Genomic DNA, 20,850 nt, shown 5'->3' on the forward strand with positions numbered 1-20,850 from the left:
GGTAGGCGATCTCTCTCAGTTCGCCAACACCCTCGGCGATGGGAAGGTGATCTCGACCAGCGTGCCCTCGTTCGGAGCTGAGTTGATCGCGAAGGTCGCCCGATTGGCATCGACCATGGCCTTGGTCAGCGGCAGGCCGAGGCCCGTGCCGTCGCCGCGCTTGCGGGCATTGGTGGAGACCTGCCGGAACGGCTTCATGGCCTGCTCGAGCTCCGAGCGCGTCATGCCGACACCGGTATCCCTGATCCGCATCACGACACTGCCATTGCCTTCATAGGCGGTCGACACCACGATCTGACCGCCAGACGGCGTGAAGCGGATGGCGTTGGAAAGGATGTTGAGCGCGATCTGCTTGATCGAGCGCAGGTCGGCAACGACATTCGGCACCGATTGCGACAACGCCGTGCGGATGATGACGCGCTGGCTATTGGCTTGCGGCTGCACGAGCGACACCGCTTCGGTGATCGCCTCGTTAAGGCCGACGGAGGCGAAATCCAGGTCCATCTCGCCCGCCTCGATCTTGGAGATATCGAGAAGATCGTTGACGATGTCGAGCACATGGCGGCCGGAACGGCCGATATCGGTCGCATATTCGATATAGCGCGAGTGACCGATCGGCCCGAAGCGTTCGCCGGCCATCATGTCGGAAAAGCCGATGATGGCATTGAGCGGCGTGCGGATTTCATGGCTGACGCGCGCCAGGAAATCCGTCTTGTGGGCATTGGCGGTTTCGGCGGCACGCTTGGCGTTGCGCAGTTCCTCTTCCGTGCGCTTCCATTGCGTGATGTCGCGGATGACGGCGCAGTAGCCGTTCGAGGAGTTGAGGCGCCCCATGGTCATGAACAGCGGCACGAAGCCGCCGGAGGCCTCGCGGCCGATCACTTCGCGGCCGTCATTGAGTACGCTGGCGACGCCATGGCCCGAAAGACCGCCGAGATAATCGAGCACAGCCTTCTGGCTCTCATGGGCAAACAGCATAACGAAGGGTTTGCCGCGCGTTTCCTGATCGTCATAATTGAAGAGGGCGCTTGCCGACCGATTCATCGAGCGGATCTCGCCCTCCTGGCCGATAATGATCACGCCGTCCGTTGCCGTCTCCAGCGTCGAGCGCAGCTCCTCGATCTCCACCTGCAACTTCGCGACTTTCTCGACGATGCGCTCGTGGCGTGCCTCTTCGGGAATGGACTGCGGCGGCGGTGCCGGCGGCTCGCTTCTTTCCACTGGCATCAGCGCCAGCATCAATGCCGTACCATCTTCCCAGCGGATCGACTGCAAGCGTGCCGTAACCGGCACCAGTGCATCGTCGGCGCGCACGACCATCATCGTACCGGGCTGTTCGGTCTTGCCTTCCAGGTCGTTGCGCTGCAGCAGCGCGTCCAGCCCGCCGATCTGCTCGAGATCGTCTAGGTTCTCGTAGCCGGTCAGCCGCAGGAATTCCGGATTGCCGTGGATCAGGCGATCGCCGGCATGGATAAGGATCGCGAGCGGCAACTGATCGACGATCTCGGAAGACAGGCCCGTGCGCATCTTCACGCGCGGCGGAATGGCGGTGTTCAGGACGTCAAGCGGATCGAAATCCTCCTCCGGCTCGGCGGAAGCGGCCGGATTTTCGGCCTGAGCGCCGTCGACGGTCCCAAGGCTGTCGCCATCCGTGGTTTCGGCCAGCTTCTCGAGCGGATTGGATGCATCCTCCCCAGCCTCTGGAGCCGTTGTCTGCCCGTCCTGGACGTGGTCGCTTCCCTCAGTCGGCTCCTCCATATCCGACAGGATCTCGTCGGCCGCATTCGGCTGCGGGGCGATATCGGCATCGTCTTCGTGCCGTTCGTCGTGCGGCTGCTCCGTAGGCGGTTCCGTGCGCTTGCCAAAGGGCTCCAGCTGTCGCGCGATCTCCCGGAAGGCGGCCTGCTCGCTGAGCGAAAGGCCGGCCTGCGTCAAGGTCCGGCGCTCGTGCAGGCGAACCACCTTGTCCGATTCACGCCGGTTCGGAGTTTCGGAAATCCGCAGGGCAGGCGGTTCGTGGTGCTCGGCGGCAGCATCTTCCGCCGTATCCTGCGCCAGGCTCTCCGCCTCTTCCGTCGCGACCGGAGCCTCGGGCGCGGAAGCCGGTTGCTCCTCGGAAACCACCTCGACTTCCGCTAAAGGATCGGTGGCACGTGCCGCATCCTTGTCATCCTGATGGCCGAGATCCATGCCGCGTTTCATCGGATCGTCGATCGCGTCCGCCAAGCGTACGACGCCGAAGCCGCGGAAACCGTCGAATTCGCGGCTGCGGGTATAGGTCGGTAGCGCCGCCAGATCGACCGGCACCATCAGGCTCGTGCCTTCTACCGGCCAGTAGATCGTCCGGCCAGACCATGTATCGCGCCGCGCGAGCAATTCCGCAATCTTGCGGTCCGGATCGAGATTGAAGCGCTGGGCGACATCGGCGAAGGCCTCGCCCGCAATCTGGGCCGCATGGGGACCGACCGCGTCGGCGAATTCGCGGGAAACCTCGCTGAACCGGCCAGCCGCATCGATCTTCCACACGAAACGTGTGGCGCGCCCATTGCGCTGGAAGGTAAAGCCTTCGACAGGATGATTCTCGGCGGACGAACTTTCCGATGAAGGCTGTTCAACACGCGTTTCCGCCGGAGCATCCTTGGCCGGCTCTTCGTCGCTGGTTGCCGCCTGTTCCTGCGGCGTCCCGTTATGAAGGGCGGCTTCGTCCTCCGCCGCGTCGGCGCCATTCGCCAGCACCGGCGCATGCATATCCTTGTCCGTGCTTTCCGAATACGGCGGCGCTTCTTGCTGCTCGTCGGAGCGATATTCCGACGGCTCGTCCAGTTCCTCGATATCGGCCACGGCCTCGATGACATCGCCGAAAGGCACGTCCTCGACAGGCTTTGCAGTCTCATCCGCCGCCGCCTCGAGCTCCTCGCGTACCCCTTCCGTCTGCGGTTCAACCACGGCAGATACGGTGGAGCCTGCCTTTTCGGTGCGGTCCTCCGCCGGATCGAGGCGGCCCATCGCGGCCTCGACGACAAATAGCAGATGCAAGGCTGGAATTTCCGACAGCTTGCCGATCGCGGCAGGCAAATAGCCATGACCGGTCGAGATCGGCCGCTTGATCAGCCGGTCGGGCTGGGCGCCAGCCATGGTCGTCAGCATCCGTGCCGTCTGCGGCGTCACGCCGAGTGCGCCGAAGCCGGCGGAAGCGGCAATGATATCGCCGTCGCGGCCGATGACCGCCATGTGGGTATCGGGATCGTCGAACCCGTCGATCATGCGCCTGGCGCATTCGGCCGATGCGAGCGGCTTCGATGAGACCGGAGAAGAAAACAGGACCGCCTCTTCGCCGGCCTGGATGCGGATGAGCTCGACGGCCGCATTGACAACAGCCCGCTGGAAGCCCGAGGCCATGCGGATCAGGAATGTGCGCTGGTCGCCGACCGCACCGAGGCCGCGCGCCGTTGCCTCGATCTGACGGAACGAGACGTCGCCGGGCTTCGGTCCTTGTTCGACAAAATCATAGATGACGTCATAGCCGAAGAGGTTGGCGCCGGCACCATTGGCCCAGAGCACGCGGTCCATGCCGGTCGAGAACATGACCATGGCTTCGCCGCGTGCGAAACGTTCCCGGACGCGGGGATGCACGGCAATGTCAATGAACGGATATTGAATTGCGGGCATTTTCCAACCTGTTTTGCGGGCGTAATCGCCTCTCTTGCTTTAATGGTTTATTAATAACGGCGCGCCGCTTTTCGGTCCAGCGAAGGGCCCATTTTTCGGCCGGAAAGGTTAACGCCTTGTGCGCCGCACAAAATATATTGCACTGCACAATTTTTTATATTATATAGGCCTCACACAAGTTCACGACGGGCACCTCAGAGAGGACCCTTTTAGGAGCGTAATCATGGCTACTGTAAAGAAAGACGACGTTTTTTCAACGGCGGCATTCGATCCGTCCAAGTTCTCGGAAACCTTCCGCGACTTCGCTGAAAAGGGCGCTGCCCAGTCCAAGGAAGCCTTCGCGAAGCTGAAGGCTGCGACCGAGGAAGCAGGCAAGACGGTTGAGGCAACCGTGCAGACCGCGCAGTCCGGTTCCGTGGAAATCGGCCTCAAGGCGATCGACGTTCTGCGTACCAATGCCGAAAGCTCGCTGGCTCACATGGAAGCCCTGCTTCGCGTCAAGTCCGTTGCCGAACTCTTCGAACTTCAGACCGCCTTCATCCGCAAGCAGGCCGAAGTCACCGTCGAGCAGGCCAAGTCCATCCAGGACACCACCAAGAAGGTTGCCGAGAAGCTGGCAAAGCCCGCTAAGGACGCCGCTGAAAAGGCAATGGCCTCCTTCAAGGCCTGATCATTTTCCGACAATAAGCCTCCCAAGGCGCGAACGTCCCGTTCCCAGGTGCAAGCCTGGGGCGGGGCTTTTTATTTCCGGCATAAGCCGGCTTGCCCGGTATTCCGCCGGGCTTCATCATTGGGATATCTGCAAAGCTTTTTTATATTGCGGGGAGATAGGACTTGAAATAATTTTAAAGTCCTCGTATGTCACCCCCGTTCGCGGCGACGCGGGCATGTGCGGTTGTAGCTCAGTTGGTTAGAGCGCAGGTTTGTGGCACCTGAGGTCAGTGGTTCGACCCCACTCAACCGTACCATTCTCTCCTCTGTTCATCTTGTACAGCTGACCCGTCAGCCACAGAGCCTATTTCTTATCTTCAGGCTTCTTCGAGACGTGACCGGGCGATATCGGATCGCTCGCGGGAAAAGTCTCCTCCAGCGCTTCCTCCAGGTAATCGTCCTGTTCCTTGCGCTCCTTCTCGCTCAGTTTCTGCTGCTTCTTGTCGCTCATCATCGTAGCTCCCTGGCTCAGGTCTGAAATACTAGGCTTTGAGAGCGCGTTGTCCAGCACCGGCGATTTCGGATAATGCCGGTGTGTGCTGGTGGATGGCGATGCGCTTGCCGATATCACGACATTAATCTTGGAACCCCGCCGGCCTCCCATCGTTCTGTCCTTATCAGCAACGAGACGAAAGGATCAGGCCGATGTCGGTGCCGAACGAGCCGATCCCCGAAAAGCCGCCGATGCCCGGCCCCGGATGGACGCCGGAGCCGCCGGTCGAAGAGCCGGAGCCCGACAGGCTGCCGGACGAGATTCCCGTTCCCAATCCCGACGAGAACAAAGAGCCGCCGAAGCATGCCGCAGCCGAGGCTCCGCCGCATCCTCCATGCTGGTGGAACAGCTTGCTGCCGTAACGCGTGCGGGCGTTACAAGAAGATCCGCCGCTCTTCGCTCACCAGTTCCTGCAGGAAATCCACGACGGTGCGCACGCGCACGAGGTCGCGGGCACTTTCATGATAGGTCGTCCAGTAGGCCCGCTTGATGGAGACATCGGGCAGGATACGGTTGAGCTCGGGAAACTGCCTGGCGATATAATCGTGCAGGATGCCGATGCCGGCGCCGGAGCGAACCGCTTCCGTCTGGCCGATGGCGGTGGAGATCTCGAAGGAGGCATCCCAGCTGCGCATGATTTCGCCGGAGAAATTCAGTGACGCCGTGAAGATCAGATCCTCGACATAGCCGATGCGGGGATGCAGCTTCAGCGCCTCGACGCTGTCGGGTAGTCCCGCCTGGGCCAGATAGGCTTTCGAGGCGTAGAGACCGAGCGTGTAGTCCGTGAGCTTGGACGAGACCAGCCGGCCCTGCTCGGGGCGCTCCAGCGTGATCGCGATATCGGCCTCGCGCTGCGACAGCGAAAAGGAGCGGGGAACGGGCACGAGCTGGATACGCAGCTCCGGATACCGGGCGATCAGCCGCCCGAGACGCGGCGCGAGAAATGAGACGCCGAAACCGTCGGGCGCGCCGATCCGCACCGTCCCTGTTATGGCGCTGTCGAGATGGCCGACGCTTGCCTGCGCGCGCAGCATCTCCGTTTCCATGCGCTCCGCCGCGTGCAGAAAAATCTCGCCTTCCGCCGTCAGGTCACAGCCATTGGTACGCCGCACCAGCAACCGCGTCTTCAGCCGCTCCTCCAGCGTCGTCACACGGCGGGAGAGGGTCGCGTGGTTGACACCCAGCCGTTTCGAAGCCGCCAGAATCTGCCCGGTTCGCGCGACGGCGAGAAACATGCGGACATCATCCCAATCCATTCACATATCCAATTTGCACATCGAGGGCTTTAATTTTTGCACAACGGTTGCTTATATCAGCTCATTGATTTGTGCAAATTGAAGTGCGATCCTGTCAGCATCGAAGAAAACGAGGAGGCACATCCATGCGTGAGATCGGTCATTTCATCGGCGGCAAGCATGTCGCCGGCACGAGCGGGCGCATCAGCAAGGTCTGCAACCCGGCAACCGGCGAAATGCAGGCGACCGTCGCGCTCGCCAGTGTCGAGGAAATCCGCGCCGCGGTTGAGAATGCCAAGGCCGCGCAGCCCAAATGGGCGGCTACCAATCCGCAGCGCCGCGCACGCGTCTTCTTCAAATTCGTCGAGCTGCTGAACAAGAACATGGATGAGCTCGCCACGCTTCTTTCCAAGGAGCACGGCAAGACGGTCGAAGATTCCAAGGGCGATATTGTTCGCGGCCTGGAAGTCTGCGAATTCGTCTGCGGCATCCCGCATCTGCAGAAGGGTGAGTTTACCGAAGGCGCCGGCCCGGCGATCGACATGTACTCCATCCGCCAGCCGGTCGGCGTCGGCGCGGGCATCACGCCGTTCAACTTCCCGGCGATGATCCCGATGTGGATGTTTGCGCCAGCGATCGCCTGCGGCAATGCCTTCATCCTGAAGCCGTCCGAGCGCGATCCGTCCGTGCCGCTCCGCCTGGCCGAACTGATGATCGAAGCCGGCCTGCCGGCAGGCATCCTCAACGTCGTCAATGGTGACAAGGCCGCGGTAGACGCCATCCTGACAGATCCGGATATCGCTGCCGTTTCCTTCGTCGGCTCCACGCCGATCGCCCGCTACGTCTATGGCACCGCCGCCATGAACGGCAAGCGCGCCCAGTGCTTCGGCGGCGCCAAGAACCACATGATCATCATGCCTGACGCCGATATGGACCAGGCCGTCAACGCCCTGATGGGCGCCGGCTACGGTTCGGCCGGCGAGCGCTGCATGGCGGTATCGGTTGCGGTTCCGGTCGGCGAAGACACGGCCAACCGTCTCGTCGAGAAGCTGGTGCCGAAGATCGAATCCCTGCGCATCGGCCCTTATACCGATGACAAGGCCGACATGGGCCCGCTCGTCACCAAGGATGCCTATAACCGCGTCAACGGCCTGATCGATCGCGGCGTCGAAGAAGGCGCCAAGCTGGTCGTCGACGGCCGCGGCTTCAAGCTGCAGGGCTATGAAGATGGCTATTTCGTCGGCGGCACGCTGTTCGACCATGTCAAGCCCGAGATGGACATCTACAAGACCGAGATCTTCGGACCGGTTCTCTCGGTCGTCCGCGCCAAGAATTACGAAGAAGCGCTCGACCTGCCGATGAAGCACGAATACGGCAACGGCGTCGCCATCTATACCCGCGACGGTGATGCGGCCCGCGATTTCGCCTCGCGCATCAACATAGGCATGATCGGCGTCAACGTTCCGATCCCGGTTCCGCTCGCCTATCACTCCTTTGGCGGCTGGAAGGCCTCGAGCTTCGGCGATCTCAACCAGCACGGCACGGACTCGATCAAGTTCTGGACGCGCACGAAGACGATCACCGCCCGCTGGCCGTCCGGCATCAAGGATGGCGCCGAATTCGTCATGCCGACGATGAAGTAAGTATCGCCACCATTGGTATTATCGGCCGCCGCCCGGCACGTTTCGGGCGGCGGTTTTTTGTTGCACCCGTTTTCGATAGAGTGATCTTGTCTGTGTCATCGTTTTGGTCTAGAACAAAACGAGAACAATTGGAGGGCCGCACTGTGCCTGTGACCTATCAGATCGACTATCTCGAATTTCCATCGAAAGACGGCCTGAAAACCCGGCGCTTCTTCGAGGAAGCCTTCGATTGGAGTTTTGTCAGCTATGGGCCGACCTATCATGTCATCGAGGCGGCCGGTATAGATGCCGGCATAGACGGGGACGCGGGGGAGGCCGCCGGCACGCCCTTGCCCGTCGTGCGCGCCACCGATCTGGAAGCGGCCCAGCGCGCCGTCGAATTCGCCGGTGGCGTCATCACCCGGCCCGCCTTTGATTTCCCAGGCGGCCGCCGATTCCATTTTCGCGAGCCGGGCGGCTGCGAAATGGCGGTCTGGGTTGCGACGCCCTGAGCATCCAAGTCGGCATGTCATTCAGGTTGCATCTGCCTGAGCTGGTTGCTCTTTCGCGGGCCGAATGCCGCCGGCTGATATTTTTCCATTGATCGGCGCTCGATTTCCTGCTTTCAAGTGCAACGTTAAGGCGAGTTGTGTGTGGCGCAACACACCTCCGGGCTGATCGTGTTCATATGGCATGCTTCCGGGGAACGCTCGTCCTCTTGTGGGGTGGGGACTACTGTATGGCAGTTGTTGAGCAAAGCTATCCGTTGGACGGAAGGCCCTTTTTCCAGAGGGCTTCCTTTACGGGCAACGCCTCCGAATATTTCGGCATCTGGATCGTCAATATTCTGCTGACGATTGTTACGCTGGGTATTTATTCGGCCTGGGCGAAGGTACGCCGGAACCGGTATTTCTATGGGAACACGGTCCTGCTGGGACATAGTTTCGAATATCACGCCAGGGGCAAGCAGATACTGATTGGACGGTTGATCGTTTTCGGCCTTTTGATCGTGCTGAACATATTTTCACATGTGGCGCCGTTGGCAGTCTTGGCAATCTGGCCTGTCATGCTGGTGATATTTCCATGGTTTCTCATGCGTGGCCTTCGCTTCAACGCGCGCGTGACGAGCTATCGCAATGTGCGCTTCGATTTCGTCGGGACCTATGGCGGTGCATTCAAGGCGATCTTTTTGGGCGCTCTTATAACGGTGATATCGCTCGGGCTATTGTCTCCGATCGCAAGCCGCTGGTTCTACAAATATATCTTCGATAATCTGCGCTATGGTGATCGACCGTTCTCGACCGAGCCGCCACTGGGTGCGCTCTATAGGGCTTTCGGAGGCATGATCGCAATTGCCATCGGCGGAGGCTTAGTGCTCGGCTTTGTTGCCGCCATTGGTCTCCACGGCCTTGTGGCAAATTCAGCCGGTGCCGGCCTCAGTTCGGCTCATGTGGGAGCTGCCGCTGGCCTGCTCGCATATATATTTGCCGGCCTCTACTATCGGGCGTCGATCCGCAACATCGTCTGGTCGGCGGCTACGATTGATGGCCGCCATCAGCTCCGCAGCAATCTTGGTCGCCGGCAATATATTTGGGTCGTGATTGTCAATACGGTGCTGACGCTTATAACGCTGGGCTTGATGCGCCCATGGGCTGCGGTGCAGATGCAGCGCTTCTTGGCGGAGCACACAGCGATCAGTGTCGATGGCGAAATCGGCGTCGTGTTCGACCAGATCCGCTCGACCGGAAGCGCGATCAGCGCGGAATATCTCGATGTTGATGGATTCGACTTTGGCTTCTGATCCGAAGACGATCGCGACGGGCGTTTGGCATCCGCCGCATTCCAGCCGGGAGGTTCCGTCCCGGCTGATGGATATCGGCGGGTCGCTCATTGTGATCTCATCTGAAGAGGATACGGAAGATAAGCGGCTTGCCTGGGGTATCCGGTCGGATATCGAAGTGAGCCAGCGTGTCGGCTCCATTCCGCGTCGCATCACGTTCGGGAATGAATCGGTTTTTGAAACCCGTGATAATGATGCCGTCGATGCTTACCTGTGGAGCCGAGGCGAGGGACGCAGTGGTTTCATTCATGGGCTTGAGAGCGTTCGGCCGCGGCTGGTCGCCTTTGCTTTTGCGACGATCATCCTTGCTTCGGTCATTTATCGCTATGCCCTGCCGGTCCTGGTGGAGGTTGCGGTGCTGATGACGCCGCCCGTGATGCCGGAGATGATGTCGGCAGGGACGCTGAAGACATTGGACCAGGTGACCTTCGGCCCCAGCAAGCTGCCGGCGGCACAGCAGACGGAAATTCGCGATGATTTCGCCACGATAGCCGCAAACGCGGAAGGTGGTGCCAGCCGCTACCATCTGAATTTCCGCGATGGCGGCCTCATCGGTCCGAACGCCTTCGCGCTGCCGGACGGAAACCTCGTTCTGACCGATCAACTGGTCGAACTCGCCGGCGGCGACAAGGAAGTGATGACTGCCGTACTCGGCCATGAGATCGGTCACGTCGAATATAAGCACAGCCTGCGCCAGCTTTACCGCGCGGCGGGTGTTGCAGGTCTCGTGCTGTTGATAGCCGGCGACGTAGGCTCCGGCATTCAGGATCTATTGACCCAAGGGGGCGGCCTGCTTGCGCTTTCCTATTCTCGCGAGGCCGAGGCTCAGGCCGATCGCCGCTCTGTGGAGCTGATGCAGGCGGCGGGCATGGATCCGACGGCCCTCTCACGCTTCTTCGATATCCTCGAAACGAAACTTGGCGATCATGGCAACACCAGCATGCTCTCAACCCATCCGGGGACACCCGAGCGCAAGCAGGCAATCCTTGATTACGCCAGGGAGCTGAAGGAGAAGGGGGCGAAGCCGAACGGGTGAGGAGCTCAGGTTTCGAATAACGTGAATATGAATTTCATATTTTGGAATTGTTCAAAACTAAGAAAGCCACTATATACGGGTCCAGCCCCTAAGCAGCCTTGATTCCAGGAGATCGGCATGCGTTTGACGAAACAGACCAATTACGCGGTGCGCATGCTGATGTATTGTGCCGCCAATGAAGGCCATCTGAGCCGCATCCCGGAGATTGCCAGGGCCTATAGCGTGTCCGAGCTGTTTCTCTTCAAGATCCTGCAGCCGCTGACGAAGGCGGGTCTTGTCGAAACCGTGCGTGGCCGCAATGGTGGCGTGCGTCTTGGCAAGCCCGCGACCGATATCAGCCTTTTCGACGTGGTTCGCGTTACCGAAGACAGTTTCGCCATGGCGGAATGTTTCGAAGATGGCGTGGTGGAATGTCCGCTGGTCGATAGCTGCGGTCTCAATTCCGCACTGCGCAAGGCGCTGAACGCCTTCTTCGATGTTTTGACCGAATATTCCATCGATGATCTGGTCAAGGCCCGGCCGCAGATCAACTTCCTTCTCGGCCTGACCGATGCGGATCACAAGGCGATCGCCAAGAAGCCTGCGATCTCGGCGCCGGCTGCCTGATCACTCGTCCGAGTTCGATTGATTTTGTCCGCAGCTGCCGCCGGTAGCTGCGGATTTTCGTTTATATTGCCTCCTATACGGGCAATAAACGGTTAGCGAAGTGCGGACGGAAAACATCAAATCATTCTGAATATGCTAAAACCGTGCAAAATTTTGCCAGAATATTACCAATTCAAAGGCATTTTCGTCCAAAAATTTCCAAACTCTGCAAATTGGAAAAATTTTAGGCGGCGCTTGTTGCTTTCAAACTTAAAATAAAGTTCCATCGGCGCGATCCGGATGGGAACCTCTGGTGGTGTCCACGGCTTCAGAAGAATAACAAACCTGGGAAACGATATCATGAAAAAGATTTCTGTCCTGCTGGCAGTGACAGCCTTGACTTCTGTCATGGCGACGTCCGCCTGGTCGAAAACGCTTGTCTATTGCTCGGAAGGTTCGCCGGAAGGTTTCGATCCCGGCATCTATACCGCCGGCACCACATTTGATGCTTCCTCGCGTGCGGTTTATAGCCGTCTCGTCGAATTCAAGCACGGCAGCACCGAGATCGAACCCGGCCTCGCCGAAAGCTGGACCGTTTCCCCCGACGGCAAGGAATACACCTTCAAGCTTCGCAAGGGCGTGAAGTTCCAGACGACCGATTTCTTCACCCCGACGCGTGATCTCAATGCCGACGACGTCATTTTCTCGATCGGCCGTCAGCTCGGTACGGACAATCCGTGGGCCAAGTATGTTGCCGGCGGTTCCTATGAATATGCCGACGGCATGGGCTTCCCGAAGCTCATCAAGTCGATCGACAAGGTCGATGACCTCACCGTCAAGTTCGTCCTGAACCGTCCGGAAGCGCCGTTCCTTGCCGACCTCGCCATGGACTTCGCCTCGATCCTGTCGAAGGAATATGCAGACAAGCTGCAGGCCGACAAGAAGATGGAGCAGATGAACCAGCAGCCGCTCGGCACCGGCGCGTTCACCTTCGTCGCCTACCAGCCGGATGCCGTCATCCGCTACAAGGCAAACGAGACCTACTTCAAGGGCAAGGAAAAGATCGACGATCTCGTCTTCGCGATCACGCCGGATGCATCCGTCCGCGCGCAGAAGCTGAAGTCCGGCGAATGTAACCTCATGCCTTACCCGAACGCAGCCGACATCAAGGACCTGAAGGCTGACAAGAACCTCAAGGTTCTCGAACAGGCCGGCCTGAACGTTTCCTACCTCGCCTACAACACGCTCGTTGCGCCGTTCGACAAGGTCGAAGTTCGCAAGGCGATCAACATGGCCGTCAACAAGCAGGCCATCGTCGACGCCGTCTTCCAGGGCTCCGGCAAGGTTGCGACCAACCCGATCCCGCCGACCATGTGGTCCTACAACAAGGACGTGAAGGACGACGCCTACAATCCGGAAGAAGCCAAGAAGCTGCTTGAAAAGGCTGGCGTCAAGGATCTCAGCATGAAGATCTGGGCAATGCCGGTTTCGCGTCCGTACATGCTGAACGCGCGCCGTGCCGCCGAACTCATGCAGGCAGACCTCGCCAAGATCGGCGTCAAGGTCGAGATCGTCACCTATGACTGGGCTCAGTACCTGAAGCTCTCCTCCGCCAAGGACCGCGATGGCGCGGCCATCCTCGGCTGGACCGGTGACAATGGCGATCCGGACAACTTCCTTGACACGCTGCTCGGCTGCGATGCTGTCGGCGGCAACAACCGCGCGCAGTGGTGCAACAAGGAATTCGACGATCTCGTGAAGAAGGCCAAGCAGACCGCCGACGTGAAGGAGCGCACCAAGCTCTACGAACAGGCTCAGGTCGTCTTCAAGCGCGAAGCTCCCTGGATGACCATCGACCATTCGGAAGAGTTCATCCCGATGACGAAGAATGTCTCCGGCTACTTCCAGGATCCGGTCGGCGTTCATCGCTTCGACGGCGTCGATATCGCCGAATAACGAAAAATCTGTGAGAATGCCCGGCTAAGACCGGGCGACCCGGCGGTCAGACACCCTGTCTGACCGCCGGAAAAATTTGGACATCTGCCATGTTGCGATTTCTTCTCAGCCGGCTAGCGGTGCTGATCCCGACATTCCTCGGCGTATCGATCGTCGCCTTCTCCTTCATCCGCCTGCTTCCCGGCGATCCTGTCATGCTGCTGTCGGGCGAACGCGTTATGTCGCCGGAACGCCATGCGCAGATATCCCACGATCTCGGCTACGACCAGCCGATGATCGTTCAGTACGGCCGATATATCTGGAACGCCCTGCATGGCGACCTCGGTACCTCGATCACCACCAAGCGCGACGTACTGACCGACTTCCTGACCTTCTTCCCGGCAACGCTCGAACTGTCGATCTGCGCCATGATCCTCGCGATCTGTCTTGGCATTCCGGCCGGCGTCTTCGCCGCCGTCAAACGCGGCACATGGTTCGATCAAAGCGTCATGGGCGTGGCTCTTGTCGGCTATTCCATGCCGATCTTCTGGTGGGGCCTGCTGCTGATCATCGTCTTCAACGGCTATCTGCATTGGACACCGGTTTCCGGCCGCATCGGCCTCATCTATTTCTTCAAGCCGATTACCGGCTTCATGCTGATCGACAGCCTTCTGTCCGGTCAGAAGGGCGCCTTCTGGTCCGCTTTGAATTCGCTGATCCTGCCGACCATCGTGCTCGGCACCATTCCGCTCGCCGTCATCGCGCGCCAGACGCGCTCCGCCATGCTGGAGGTGCTGGGCGAGGATTATGTGCGCACGGCCCGTTCCAAGGGTCTGTCGCCGCTGCGCGTCGTTTCAGTACATGCGTTGCGCAATGCGATGATCCCCGTCGTCACCACGATCGGCCTGCAGGTCGGCGTGCTGCTCGGCGGCGCTATCCTCACGGAAAGCATCTTCTCCTGGCCGGGCATCGGCAAATGGATGATCGACGCCGTCTTCAAGCGCGACTATCCGGTCGTGCAGGGTGGCCTGTTGCTGATCGCCGGCATCGTCATGCTCGTCAATCTTGCTGTCGACCTGCTCTACGGCTTCGTCAATCCACGCATTCGTCACTAGGAGCGGCCCCATGAGCACGGTTAGCGTCAAAACGGTTAGTGTCAAATCCGACCGTCCTTCCGCTCTTGCGGAGTTCTGGTATTACTTCTCTCGCAACAAGGGCGCCGTCATCGGCCTCGCGATCTTCCTCTTCGTCCTGTTTCTGGCAATCTTTGCCGGCCTCGTGGCGCCTCACAATCCCGATGCCGCTTACGGCAGCGACATGCAGCGCCTGCCGCCAGCCTGGGCGGAAGGCAGCAACAGCAGCTTCCTGCTCGGCACCGATGCCAATGGTCGCGATCTTCTGTCGCGCCTCATCTACGGCACGCGGTTCTCGCTGTTCATCGGCTTGGTCGTCGCTTCACTTTCGGCCATCGCCGGCATCCTGATCGGCCTTGTCGCCGGCTATGTTCGTGGCCGCACCGATACGATCATCATGCGTATCATGGACATCATTCTTGCCATCCCGTCATTGCTGCTTGCCCTGGTGCTGGTGGCAATCCTCGGCCCAGGCCTGACCAATGCGATGATTGCGATCTCCATCGTCAACCAGCCACATTTCGTTCGTCTCACGCGGGCATCCGTCATGTCCGAGCGCGACAAGGAATATGTCATCGCTTCACGTGTTGCCGGCGCCGGTCCGCTGCGGCTGATGTTCAAGACGATCCTGCCGAATTGCCTTGGTCCCCTGATCGTGCAGGCGACGCTCGCCTTCTCGGCCGCCATTCTCGATGCCGCAGCCCTCGGCTTCCTAGGCCAGGGCGCGCAGCCGCCGACGCCGGAATGGGGCACGATGCTCGCGGATTCGCGTGAATTCTTCCAGAGCAACCCTTGGCTCGTTACTTTCCCCGGTCTCTGCATCCTGATCACGGTGCTCGCCATCAATCTGATGGGCGACGGCCTGCGCGATGCGTTCGACCCGAAGCTGAAGAGGTCGTAATGGCACTCCTCGATATTGAAAACCTCTCCGTTGAATTCCAGACATCGTCCGGCCTGTTCCGGGCGGTCGATGGCGTTTCGCTCACCTGCGACAAGGGAGAAATCCTGTCGATCGTCGGTGAATCCGGTTCCGGGAAGTCGGTCTCCATGCTCGCCATGATGGGGCTTCTGCCCTGGACGGCGAAGATCACCGCCGACCGCATGATGTTCGATGGCAAGGATCTGCGCGGCATCTCCTCGCGCCAGCGCCGCAAGATCATCGGCAAGGACATGGCGATGATCTTCCAGGAGCCCATGTCGAGCCTCAATCCGTGCTTCACGGTCGGCTTCCAACTCGGCGAGACCTTGCGCATCCACATGGGGCTCGACCGCAAGGCGCGTCGCGAGCGCGCGATCGAGCTTCTGAATCTGGTCGGCATTCCCGCGCCCGAGGATCGGCTGTCGAACTTCCCGCATCAGATGTCCGGCGGCATGAGCCAGCGCGTCATGATCGCCATGGCGCTTGCCTGCAATCCGAAGCTTTTGATCGCCGATGAGCCCACGACCGCGCTTGACGTGACGATCCAGGCGCAGATCCTCGATTTGCTCGTGCGCCTGCAGCGGGAGCAGGGCATGGCGCTCGTGCTCATCACCCATGACATGGGCGTCGTTGCCGAAACGGCAGAGCGCGTGCAGGTGCAGTATGCCGGCCAAAAGGTCGAGGAGCAGCCCGTCAAGGAGCTGTTCCGCGATCCGCATCATCCCTATACGGCAGCCCTTCTATCGGCTCTGCCGGAGCGTGCCGAAGTCGGCGAGCGCCTGCCGTCGATTGCCGGTGTGGTTCCTGGCCAGCATGATCGTCCCAGAGGCTGTCTCTTTGCGCCCCGTTGCTCCTTCGCAACGCCGGAATGCGACAAGGGCGTCAAGCGTCAGGGCGCCGAACTCGGCCTGACCCTTTGCAACTATCCGCTGGAACATGGCAAGCCGCTCGGCCATCCCGGCATTGCCCCCACGCAAAAAGCAGGAGGTGCCGCATGACCGGCGCTGTTCTCGAAGGGCGCGATCTCGCCCGGTTCTACACCGTCAAGCGCGGCAGCTTCAAACCGGAGGCGACCGTCAAGGCATTGAACGGCGTCAGCTTCAGCCTGCAGTCGGGGCGCACGCTTGCGGTCGTGGGCGAATCCGGCTGCGGCAAGTCGACGCTTGCCCGGCTGGTGACGATGATCGAAAATCCGACGGCTGGTGAGCTGCTGATCGACGGCAAGCCCGCCAAGCTCGGCGACCGTAGCCTGCGCAGTGCCGTGCAGATCGTATTCCAGAACCCTTATGGCTCGCTCAATCCGCGCCAGAAGGTCGGCTCCATCCTGGAGGAGCCACTGAAGATCAACACCGACGACGATGCCGCCACCCGCCGCCGCAAGGCGGAGGAAATGATGGCGCGCGTCGGCCTTCGGCCCGAGCACTACGATCGCTACCCGCATATGTTCTCCGGCGGCCAGCGCCAGCGTATCGCCATTGCACGCGCCCTCATGCTGCGGCCGAAGGTGCTTGTGCTCGACGAACCGGTCTCAGCGCTCGATCTGTCGATCCAGGCGCAGGTTCTGAACCTTTTGATGGACCTGCAGAAGGAGATGGGGCTTGCCTATCTCTTCATCTCGCATGGCCTCTCCGTCGTGCGCCATATCGCCGACGACGTGATGGTGATGTATCTCGGCCGCCCGGTCGAAACCGGCACGGCGGAAGAAGTCTTCAACAGGCCGCGCCATCCCTACACCGCAGCCCTTCTGTCGGCGACGCCGATCGCCGATCCGGAGCGCGAGAAGAACCGCATCCGCCTGCAGGGCGAGCTGCCGTCGCCGCTCAATCCGCCGAAGGGATGCCACTTCAACCCGCGTTGCTGGCGTGCCCAGGACAAATGCCGGCAGGTCGAACCGGAACTGGCGGGCGAGGGAACGCATAAATTTTCCTGTTTCTTTCCGCTGGATTGATCCAAGTTGTGAGTCGGGCACGGCTGGCGAGACCGGTCGTGCCCGGTTCAAGTCAATCATTCCGGACAGGCCTTATGCGCGATAATCAAGACATTCCCCTTGCCATCATCGTCATGGGTGTCAGCGGCAGCGGCAAATCCTCGATCGGCGAGGGTGTCGCGGCCAAGCTTGGCATCCATTTCATCGAAGGCGATACGCTGCATCCGGCCGCCAATGTCGAGAAGATGAGCAAGGGCATTCCGCTGACCGATGAGGATCGCTGGCCCTGGCTGGAAAAGATCGGCCAGGAAATATCGGCAAGCCTTGCGAAAGGCGAAGGCGTTGTCGTTACCTGCTCGGCGCTGAAGCGCGTCTATCGCGAACGCCTGCGGGCGTCTGCCGGCGGCCATCTCTATTTCATCTATCTCGCAGGCTCGAAGGAGCTGCTGACGAAGCGCATGGGCGAGCGCAAGGGGCATTTCATGCCGACGTCATTGCTCGAAAGCCAGCTGCAGACGCTGGAAGTGCCGACCGGCGAAGCCGGTGTCGTGACTGTCGATATCGACGATACGATCGAAGGCATTGTCGAAGCTTCCGTCAAAAGCCTCCGGACAATCCTCTAAGCCAAAGGCTCAAGGGGCAAATCGGTCCGGCGCATAGGCGGAAATATCGATGAAGGGCTTCTCGCCGGTGATGAGTTCGGCGAGCACGCGGCCCGTCACCGGCCCGAGCGTTAGTCCGTGATGCGCGTGGCCGAAGGCGAACCACAGACCATTGTGGCGCGGGGCCTTGCCGATAATCGGCATCATGTCGGGCGTACAGGGGCGGGCGCCCATCCAGGGTTCCGGGTCCAGTCGTTCGCCAAGCGGGAAGGTGGCACGCGCGACGGCCTCGGCGCGATCGAGCTGGACCGGTGTCTTGGGTGCATCGCGCAGGGCGAATTCGGCACCGGTTGTCAACCGGATGCCGCGGCTCATCGGCGCCAGCAGATAGCCGCGCTCGGCATCGAGTGTCCAGTTGTTGAGGACGGCGTTGCCCTCGGTGGCGTAATGCATGTGGTAGCCGCGCTTGACGCCGAGCGGGAAGGCATAGCCGAAGCGTTTCGTCACGATATCGGCCCACGGGCCGAGTGCGACGACGACATCCTCCGCCTCGATCGATCCTTCCGCCGTCACCATTCGCCAGCCTGAGCCGGCCATTCCGAGCGAGACGGCATCCCCGGTCGTCACGCGGCCGCCAATGCTTTCGAAATATCGCCGATAGGCTGCTGTCAGCCCGTGCGGGTCGAGCACTGACCAGGGATCGCGCCAGCGCAGGGCGCCGGCAAAGCTGCCCCTCAGATGCGGCTCCGCTGCTGCGACCTCCGGACCGCTCAAAGCGTCGTAGCCGATCCCGAATTCGCGGTTTAGGCGCTCGGCCTCGGCAAATTCCGCGTCACGCTTCTCGTTCGAACGGAACAGTTCCACCCAGCCGTTCTTGCGAATGAGCTCCTCTGCATGCGAGGCTTCGATGAGATCGTTATGCTCGCTGACGGAATGTTCGATCAGCGGCGCGTAGGCGCGCGAAATCATCTCATGGCGTTTCGTATTGGAATTCCACCAATAGCGGGCGAGGAAGGCGATCTGCGCCGGCAGGGCGCGCAGATGATAATGGGCGTCGATGCGATTGTTGAAAGCATAGCGCAGCAGCAGGCCGAATTGCTGCGGAAAGCCGTAGGGCACCACGCCCTCGCGCTGGATGAGGCCGGCATTGCCGAAGGATGTTCCCTGGCCCGGCGGCTGGCGGTCGACGAGGACGACTTGCCGTCCCCGCCGCTGCAGATGGATTGCCGTCGAAACACCGACGATGCCCGCACCGAGAACGATTGCGTCCTTTGTCATCTTATCCTGCTATCCGCATGCCTATTGCATTGCCGCGCGACCTTCAAAGGCAGTGAATGCCAGTGCCCGGCGCGCGATCTAAGCATCGAAAATGCCTGCCAAATTTCAGCGGCGCAATTGAAAAATGCGGGTCAGGCCGCACTCTGTTTCAGGCAGGCGTTTTCGGCGCGGATGCGGATGGCGAGAATGATGCCGTTCAGCAGCGAAAAGATTGCGGCAAAGACAGGCAAACCGAAGGCGAGGGGCAGTACTGCGATCTCGCCGATGACGATCGCATAGTTCGGATGGCTGAGGAAGCGATAGGGTCCGCTGGTCACGAGAGCGGCGCCCGGCAATATGATGATGCGCGTCGTCCATCGTCCCTTCAACGTCGCCAGCACCCAGATACGCAGTCCCTGCAACAGCATGAAGAGCAGGAACCAGCCGGGATCGATTGGCCGGCCGATGGCGAACAACCAAAGCCCGATCAGCCAGGCCGCATGCAGCGCCACCATGAAGGGATAGTGTTCCGAGGCATATTCCCTGGCGCCGCGGGCAAGCAGGGCGGCGGTATTGTGCCTTGCATAGATGAGTTCCGCCAGACGCTGCAGCGTCACGAAGGTCAGAAGCGCGATCGATAGCCACAGCATCAGGCGGCCCTCTTCAAGGTGATGCAGCTTGCCGAGAAGCCGGGACCCATGGCGAGCAATGCCGAGCGGGACGGAAGTCCGGCCGCGATCATGCGCTCCAGCACGAAGAGCACGGTGGGGGAGGACATATTGCCATAGTCGCCGATCACCTCGCGCTCGATATCGAGCGATCCCTCTTGGAGGCCGAGCGCCTTTTCGAGCGCTATCAGCACCTTGGCTCCGCCGGGATGGCAGATGAAGCGGTCGATATCCGAGATCAAAAGCCGCGATCGCTCCAGAATGCCGGCAACCGCACCCCTCAGATGTGTTTCGGCAAAGACCGGCAGCGATTGCTCCAGCACGATGCCGAAGCCGGTATCGTCGATCTTCCAGCCCATGATGCCGAGGCTGTCGGGAAAGAGATGTTCGCCCGTCGATTCGATCTCCGCGATGCCGCTTTCGCCGGCCCGCAGCACGCAGGCCGCCGCTCCATCGCCGAACAGCGCCGTGGCAATGATGTTGGGCCGCGTCAGCTCGTCCAGGCGGAAGGCGAGCGAGCAGAGTTCGATCGCGATGAAGAGCACGACGGCGCCCGGCCGACTTCTTGCCATCTTCGTCGCGACGGCAAGGCCGGATACGCCGGCTGCGCAACCGAGCCCGAAGATCGGCACGCGTTCGATATCGCCGCGGAAGCCCATCTCGCCGGCGAGCCGAGCCTCAAGGCTCGGCGTTGCAAGCCCGGTGGACGAGGCCGTGACGACGCAGTCGACCTCCCTGGCTTCAAGGCCGGCGCGTTGCAGCGCCGCAGTCGCTGTCCGGCGGAAAAGTTCGGAGGCCACCTCCGCATAGGCGGCCATGCGGTCCTGCCAGCCATGCGGCTGTTCGAACCAGGAAAGCGGCCGCGCCAGATGGCGCTGGCGAATGCCGGTGCTCTCAAACACGCGGGCGAGATATTTGAAATCCTGAAAGCGATCCGAGAACAGACGGCTCGCCGTCTCGGCGGCTTCCGTTTGAGGGATGATGTTGTCGGGTGTTGCTACGGCGAGGCTTAGAAGTTTGATGCTATCGGTCACGGGTTTCTCCTGTGCCCTTGAGGGGCATGTGGTGGAAACACGCAATGGCGACGGTCTATTCGATGCCGGAACAGTCACGAAAGAGTGACGGCGCTCGGCCCCAGGGATGATCAGAAAAAAATTCGCGCGCCCTCCGAATAAAATGTCCGGACGGTGTGTTCTCTCCTCGCAACGTTCATTTTGC

General features: G+C 60.6%; 19 protein-coding genes and 1 tRNA gene. 14 read left to right on the top strand and 6 right to left on the bottom strand.

Annotation, left to right across the window (positions count from 1 at the left end):
• Positions 1 to 15 precede the first annotated feature (15 nt).
• Positions 16 to 3,669: an ATP-binding protein gene (locus tag DQ393_RS24760; RefSeq protein WP_112344344.1), complete on the bottom strand. Its 3,654-nt coding sequence runs from the start codon at positions 3,667 to 3,669 to the stop codon at positions 16 to 18.
• A gap of 223 nt (positions 3,670 to 3,892) precedes the next feature.
• Here DQ393_RS24760 and DQ393_RS24765 point away from each other — a divergent pair, with 223 nt between their 5' ends.
• On the top strand, positions 3,893 to 4,339 hold the full coding sequence (locus tag DQ393_RS24765; protein WP_112344345.1) for a phasin: 447 nt from the start codon (positions 3,893 to 3,895) through the stop codon (positions 4,337 to 4,339).
• A gap of 221 nt (positions 4,340 to 4,560) precedes the next feature.
• A tRNA-His gene (locus DQ393_RS24770) sits at positions 4,561 to 4,637 on the top strand.
• A gap of 47 nt (positions 4,638 to 4,684) precedes the next feature.
• Here DQ393_RS24770 and DQ393_RS33530 read toward each other — a convergent pair.
• Positions 4,685 to 4,834 carry a hypothetical protein gene (locus tag DQ393_RS33530; RefSeq protein ID WP_181592417.1) on the bottom strand — a complete coding sequence of 50 codons (150 nt, stop codon included), beginning with the start codon at positions 4,832 to 4,834 and terminating at the stop codon, positions 4,685 to 4,687.
• Positions 4,835 to 5,025: 191 nt separating this feature from the next.
• On the opposite strand from DQ393_RS33530, the gene DQ393_RS24775 reads away from it, so the two are divergent.
• On the top strand, positions 5,026 to 5,235 hold the full coding sequence (locus tag DQ393_RS24775; protein ID WP_112344346.1) for a hypothetical protein: 210 nt from the start codon (positions 5,026 to 5,028) through the stop codon (positions 5,233 to 5,235).
• 12 nt (positions 5,236 to 5,247) lie between these two features.
• On the opposite strand, the gene DQ393_RS24780 is transcribed toward DQ393_RS24775, so the two are convergent.
• Positions 5,248 to 6,129 (bottom strand): LysR family transcriptional regulator, encoded by an 882-nt coding sequence (locus tag DQ393_RS24780; RefSeq protein ID WP_112344347.1) that lies wholly within the window; start codon positions 6,127 to 6,129, stop codon positions 5,248 to 5,250.
• A gap of 125 nt (positions 6,130 to 6,254) precedes the next feature.
• Between DQ393_RS24780 and DQ393_RS24785 the strand changes: the two genes are divergently transcribed.
• The 11 genes from DQ393_RS24785 to DQ393_RS24835 all read left to right on the top strand — a co-directional run bounded on the left by DQ393_RS24785 (position 6,255) and on the right by DQ393_RS24835 (position 17,728).
• Positions 6,255 to 7,751: a CoA-acylating methylmalonate-semialdehyde dehydrogenase gene (locus DQ393_RS24785; RefSeq protein ID WP_112344348.1), complete on the top strand. Its 1,497-nt coding sequence runs from the start codon at positions 6,255 to 6,257 to the stop codon at positions 7,749 to 7,751.
• Between the two features lie 143 nt (positions 7,752 to 7,894).
• Positions 7,895 to 8,242 (top strand): VOC family protein, encoded by a 348-nt coding sequence (locus tag DQ393_RS24790; protein WP_112344411.1) that lies wholly within the window; start codon positions 7,895 to 7,897, stop codon positions 8,240 to 8,242.
• Positions 8,243 to 8,469: 227 nt separating this feature from the next.
• Positions 8,470 to 9,531 carry a YjgN family protein gene (locus DQ393_RS24795; protein WP_112344349.1) on the top strand — a complete coding sequence of 354 codons (1,062 nt, stop codon included), beginning with the start codon at positions 8,470 to 8,472 and terminating at the stop codon, positions 9,529 to 9,531.
• Complete coding sequence (locus DQ393_RS24800) at positions 9,503 to 10,606, top strand: M48 family metallopeptidase (protein ID WP_112344412.1); 1,104 nt, start codon at positions 9,503 to 9,505, stop codon at positions 10,604 to 10,606. The genes DQ393_RS24795 and DQ393_RS24800 overlap by 29 nt, the downstream gene beginning before the upstream one ends.
• 117 nt (positions 10,607 to 10,723) lie before the next feature.
• The gene (rirA, locus tag DQ393_RS24805; RefSeq protein WP_112344350.1) at positions 10,724 to 11,212 is read left to right on the top strand and encodes an iron-responsive transcriptional regulator RirA; all 489 of its coding nucleotides are present in this window, start codon (positions 10,724 to 10,726) and stop codon (positions 11,210 to 11,212) included.
• Positions 11,213 to 11,551: 339 nt separating this feature from the next.
• Positions 11,552 to 13,147, top strand: coding sequence for an ABC transporter substrate-binding protein (locus DQ393_RS24810; RefSeq protein WP_112344351.1), 1,596 nt, complete (start codon positions 11,552 to 11,554; stop codon positions 13,145 to 13,147).
• 89 nt (positions 13,148 to 13,236) lie between these two features.
• Positions 13,237 to 14,241 (top strand): ABC transporter permease subunit, encoded by a 1,005-nt coding sequence (locus DQ393_RS24815; RefSeq protein WP_112344352.1) that lies wholly within the window; start codon positions 13,237 to 13,239, stop codon positions 14,239 to 14,241.
• 10 nt (positions 14,242 to 14,251) lie between these two features.
• Positions 14,252 to 15,160 (top strand): ABC transporter permease subunit, encoded by a 909-nt coding sequence (locus tag DQ393_RS24820; protein WP_112344353.1) that lies wholly within the window; start codon positions 14,252 to 14,254, stop codon positions 15,158 to 15,160.
• Complete coding sequence (locus DQ393_RS24825) at positions 15,160 to 16,176, top strand: ABC transporter ATP-binding protein (RefSeq protein ID WP_112344354.1); 1,017 nt, start codon at positions 15,160 to 15,162, stop codon at positions 16,174 to 16,176. Before DQ393_RS24820 ends, DQ393_RS24825 begins: the two co-directional genes overlap by 1 nt.
• Complete coding sequence (locus DQ393_RS24830; protein WP_112344355.1) at positions 16,173 to 17,126, top strand: peptide ABC transporter ATP-binding protein; 954 nt, start codon at positions 16,173 to 16,175, stop codon at positions 17,124 to 17,126. The genes DQ393_RS24825 and DQ393_RS24830 overlap by 4 nt, the downstream gene beginning before the upstream one ends.
• A 74-nt stretch (positions 17,127 to 17,200) precedes the next feature.
• Positions 17,201 to 17,728 (top strand): gluconokinase, encoded by a 528-nt coding sequence (locus DQ393_RS24835; RefSeq protein WP_112344356.1) that lies wholly within the window; start codon positions 17,201 to 17,203, stop codon positions 17,726 to 17,728.
• A 9-nt stretch (positions 17,729 to 17,737) separates the two neighbouring features.
• On the opposite strand, the gene DQ393_RS24840 is transcribed toward DQ393_RS24835, so the two are convergent.
• From DQ393_RS24840 to DQ393_RS24850, 3 genes are all read right to left on the bottom strand, one after another.
• On the bottom strand, positions 17,738 to 18,985 hold the full coding sequence (locus tag DQ393_RS24840; RefSeq protein WP_112344357.1) for an NAD(P)/FAD-dependent oxidoreductase: 1,248 nt from the start codon (positions 18,983 to 18,985) through the stop codon (positions 17,738 to 17,740).
• A gap of 131 nt (positions 18,986 to 19,116) precedes the next feature.
• A complete protein-coding gene (locus DQ393_RS24845; protein ID WP_112344358.1) occupies positions 19,117 to 19,614 on the bottom strand; it encodes an isoprenylcysteine carboxyl methyltransferase family protein in 498 nt (165 codons plus the stop codon).
• Positions 19,614 to 20,666 carry a type III polyketide synthase gene (locus DQ393_RS24850; RefSeq protein WP_112344359.1) on the bottom strand — a complete coding sequence of 351 codons (1,053 nt, stop codon included), beginning with the start codon at positions 20,664 to 20,666 and terminating at the stop codon, positions 19,614 to 19,616. Before DQ393_RS24850 ends, DQ393_RS24845 begins: the two co-directional genes overlap by 1 nt.
• Positions 20,667 to 20,850 lie beyond the last annotated feature (184 nt).

The organism is Martinezella tropici, assembly GCF_003287875.1.
Taxonomy (GTDB): Bacteria; Pseudomonadota; Alphaproteobacteria; order Rhizobiales; family Rhizobiaceae; genus Rhizobium; species Rhizobium tropici_C.

What these genes read in the sequence shown, in the direction of transcription:
- DQ393_RS24760 (WP_112344344.1), bottom strand. Translation starts at nt 3,669, where the DNA reads ATGCCCGCAATTCAATATCCGTTCATTGACATTGCCGTGCATCCCCGC.
- DQ393_RS24765 (WP_112344345.1), top strand. Translation starts at nt 3,893, where the DNA reads ATGGCTACTGTAAAGAAAGACGACGTTTTTTCAACGGCGGCATTCGAT.
- DQ393_RS33530 (WP_181592417.1), bottom strand. Translation starts at nt 4,834, where the DNA reads ATGATGAGCGACAAGAAGCAGCAGAAACTGAGCGAGAAGGAGCGCAAG.
- DQ393_RS24775 (WP_112344346.1), top strand. Translation starts at nt 5,026, where the DNA reads ATGTCGGTGCCGAACGAGCCGATCCCCGAAAAGCCGCCGATGCCCGGC.
- DQ393_RS24780 (WP_112344347.1), bottom strand. Translation starts at nt 6,129, where the DNA reads ATGGATTGGGATGATGTCCGCATGTTTCTCGCCGTCGCGCGAACCGGG.
- DQ393_RS24785 (WP_112344348.1), top strand. Translation starts at nt 6,255, where the DNA reads ATGCGTGAGATCGGTCATTTCATCGGCGGCAAGCATGTCGCCGGCACG.
- DQ393_RS24795 (WP_112344349.1), top strand. Translation starts at nt 8,470, where the DNA reads ATGGCAGTTGTTGAGCAAAGCTATCCGTTGGACGGAAGGCCCTTTTTC.
- DQ393_RS24800 (WP_112344412.1), top strand. Translation starts at nt 9,503, where the DNA reads ATGTTGATGGATTCGACTTTGGCTTCTGATCCGAAGACGATCGCGACG.
- rirA (WP_112344350.1), top strand. Translation starts at nt 10,724, where the DNA reads ATGCGTTTGACGAAACAGACCAATTACGCGGTGCGCATGCTGATGTAT.
- DQ393_RS24810 (WP_112344351.1), top strand. Translation starts at nt 11,552, where the DNA reads ATGAAAAAGATTTCTGTCCTGCTGGCAGTGACAGCCTTGACTTCTGTC.
- DQ393_RS24815 (WP_112344352.1), top strand. Translation starts at nt 13,237, where the DNA reads ATGTTGCGATTTCTTCTCAGCCGGCTAGCGGTGCTGATCCCGACATTC.
- DQ393_RS24820 (WP_112344353.1), top strand. Translation starts at nt 14,252, where the DNA reads ATGAGCACGGTTAGCGTCAAAACGGTTAGTGTCAAATCCGACCGTCCT.
- DQ393_RS24825 (WP_112344354.1), top strand. Translation starts at nt 15,160, where the DNA reads ATGGCACTCCTCGATATTGAAAACCTCTCCGTTGAATTCCAGACATCG.
- DQ393_RS24830 (WP_112344355.1), top strand. Translation starts at nt 16,173, where the DNA reads ATGACCGGCGCTGTTCTCGAAGGGCGCGATCTCGCCCGGTTCTACACC.
- DQ393_RS24835 (WP_112344356.1), top strand. Translation starts at nt 17,201, where the DNA reads ATGCGCGATAATCAAGACATTCCCCTTGCCATCATCGTCATGGGTGTC.
- DQ393_RS24840 (WP_112344357.1), bottom strand. Translation starts at nt 18,985, where the DNA reads ATGACAAAGGACGCAATCGTTCTCGGTGCGGGCATCGTCGGTGTTTCG.
- DQ393_RS24845 (WP_112344358.1), bottom strand. Translation starts at nt 19,614, where the DNA reads ATGCTGTGGCTATCGATCGCGCTTCTGACCTTCGTGACGCTGCAGCGT.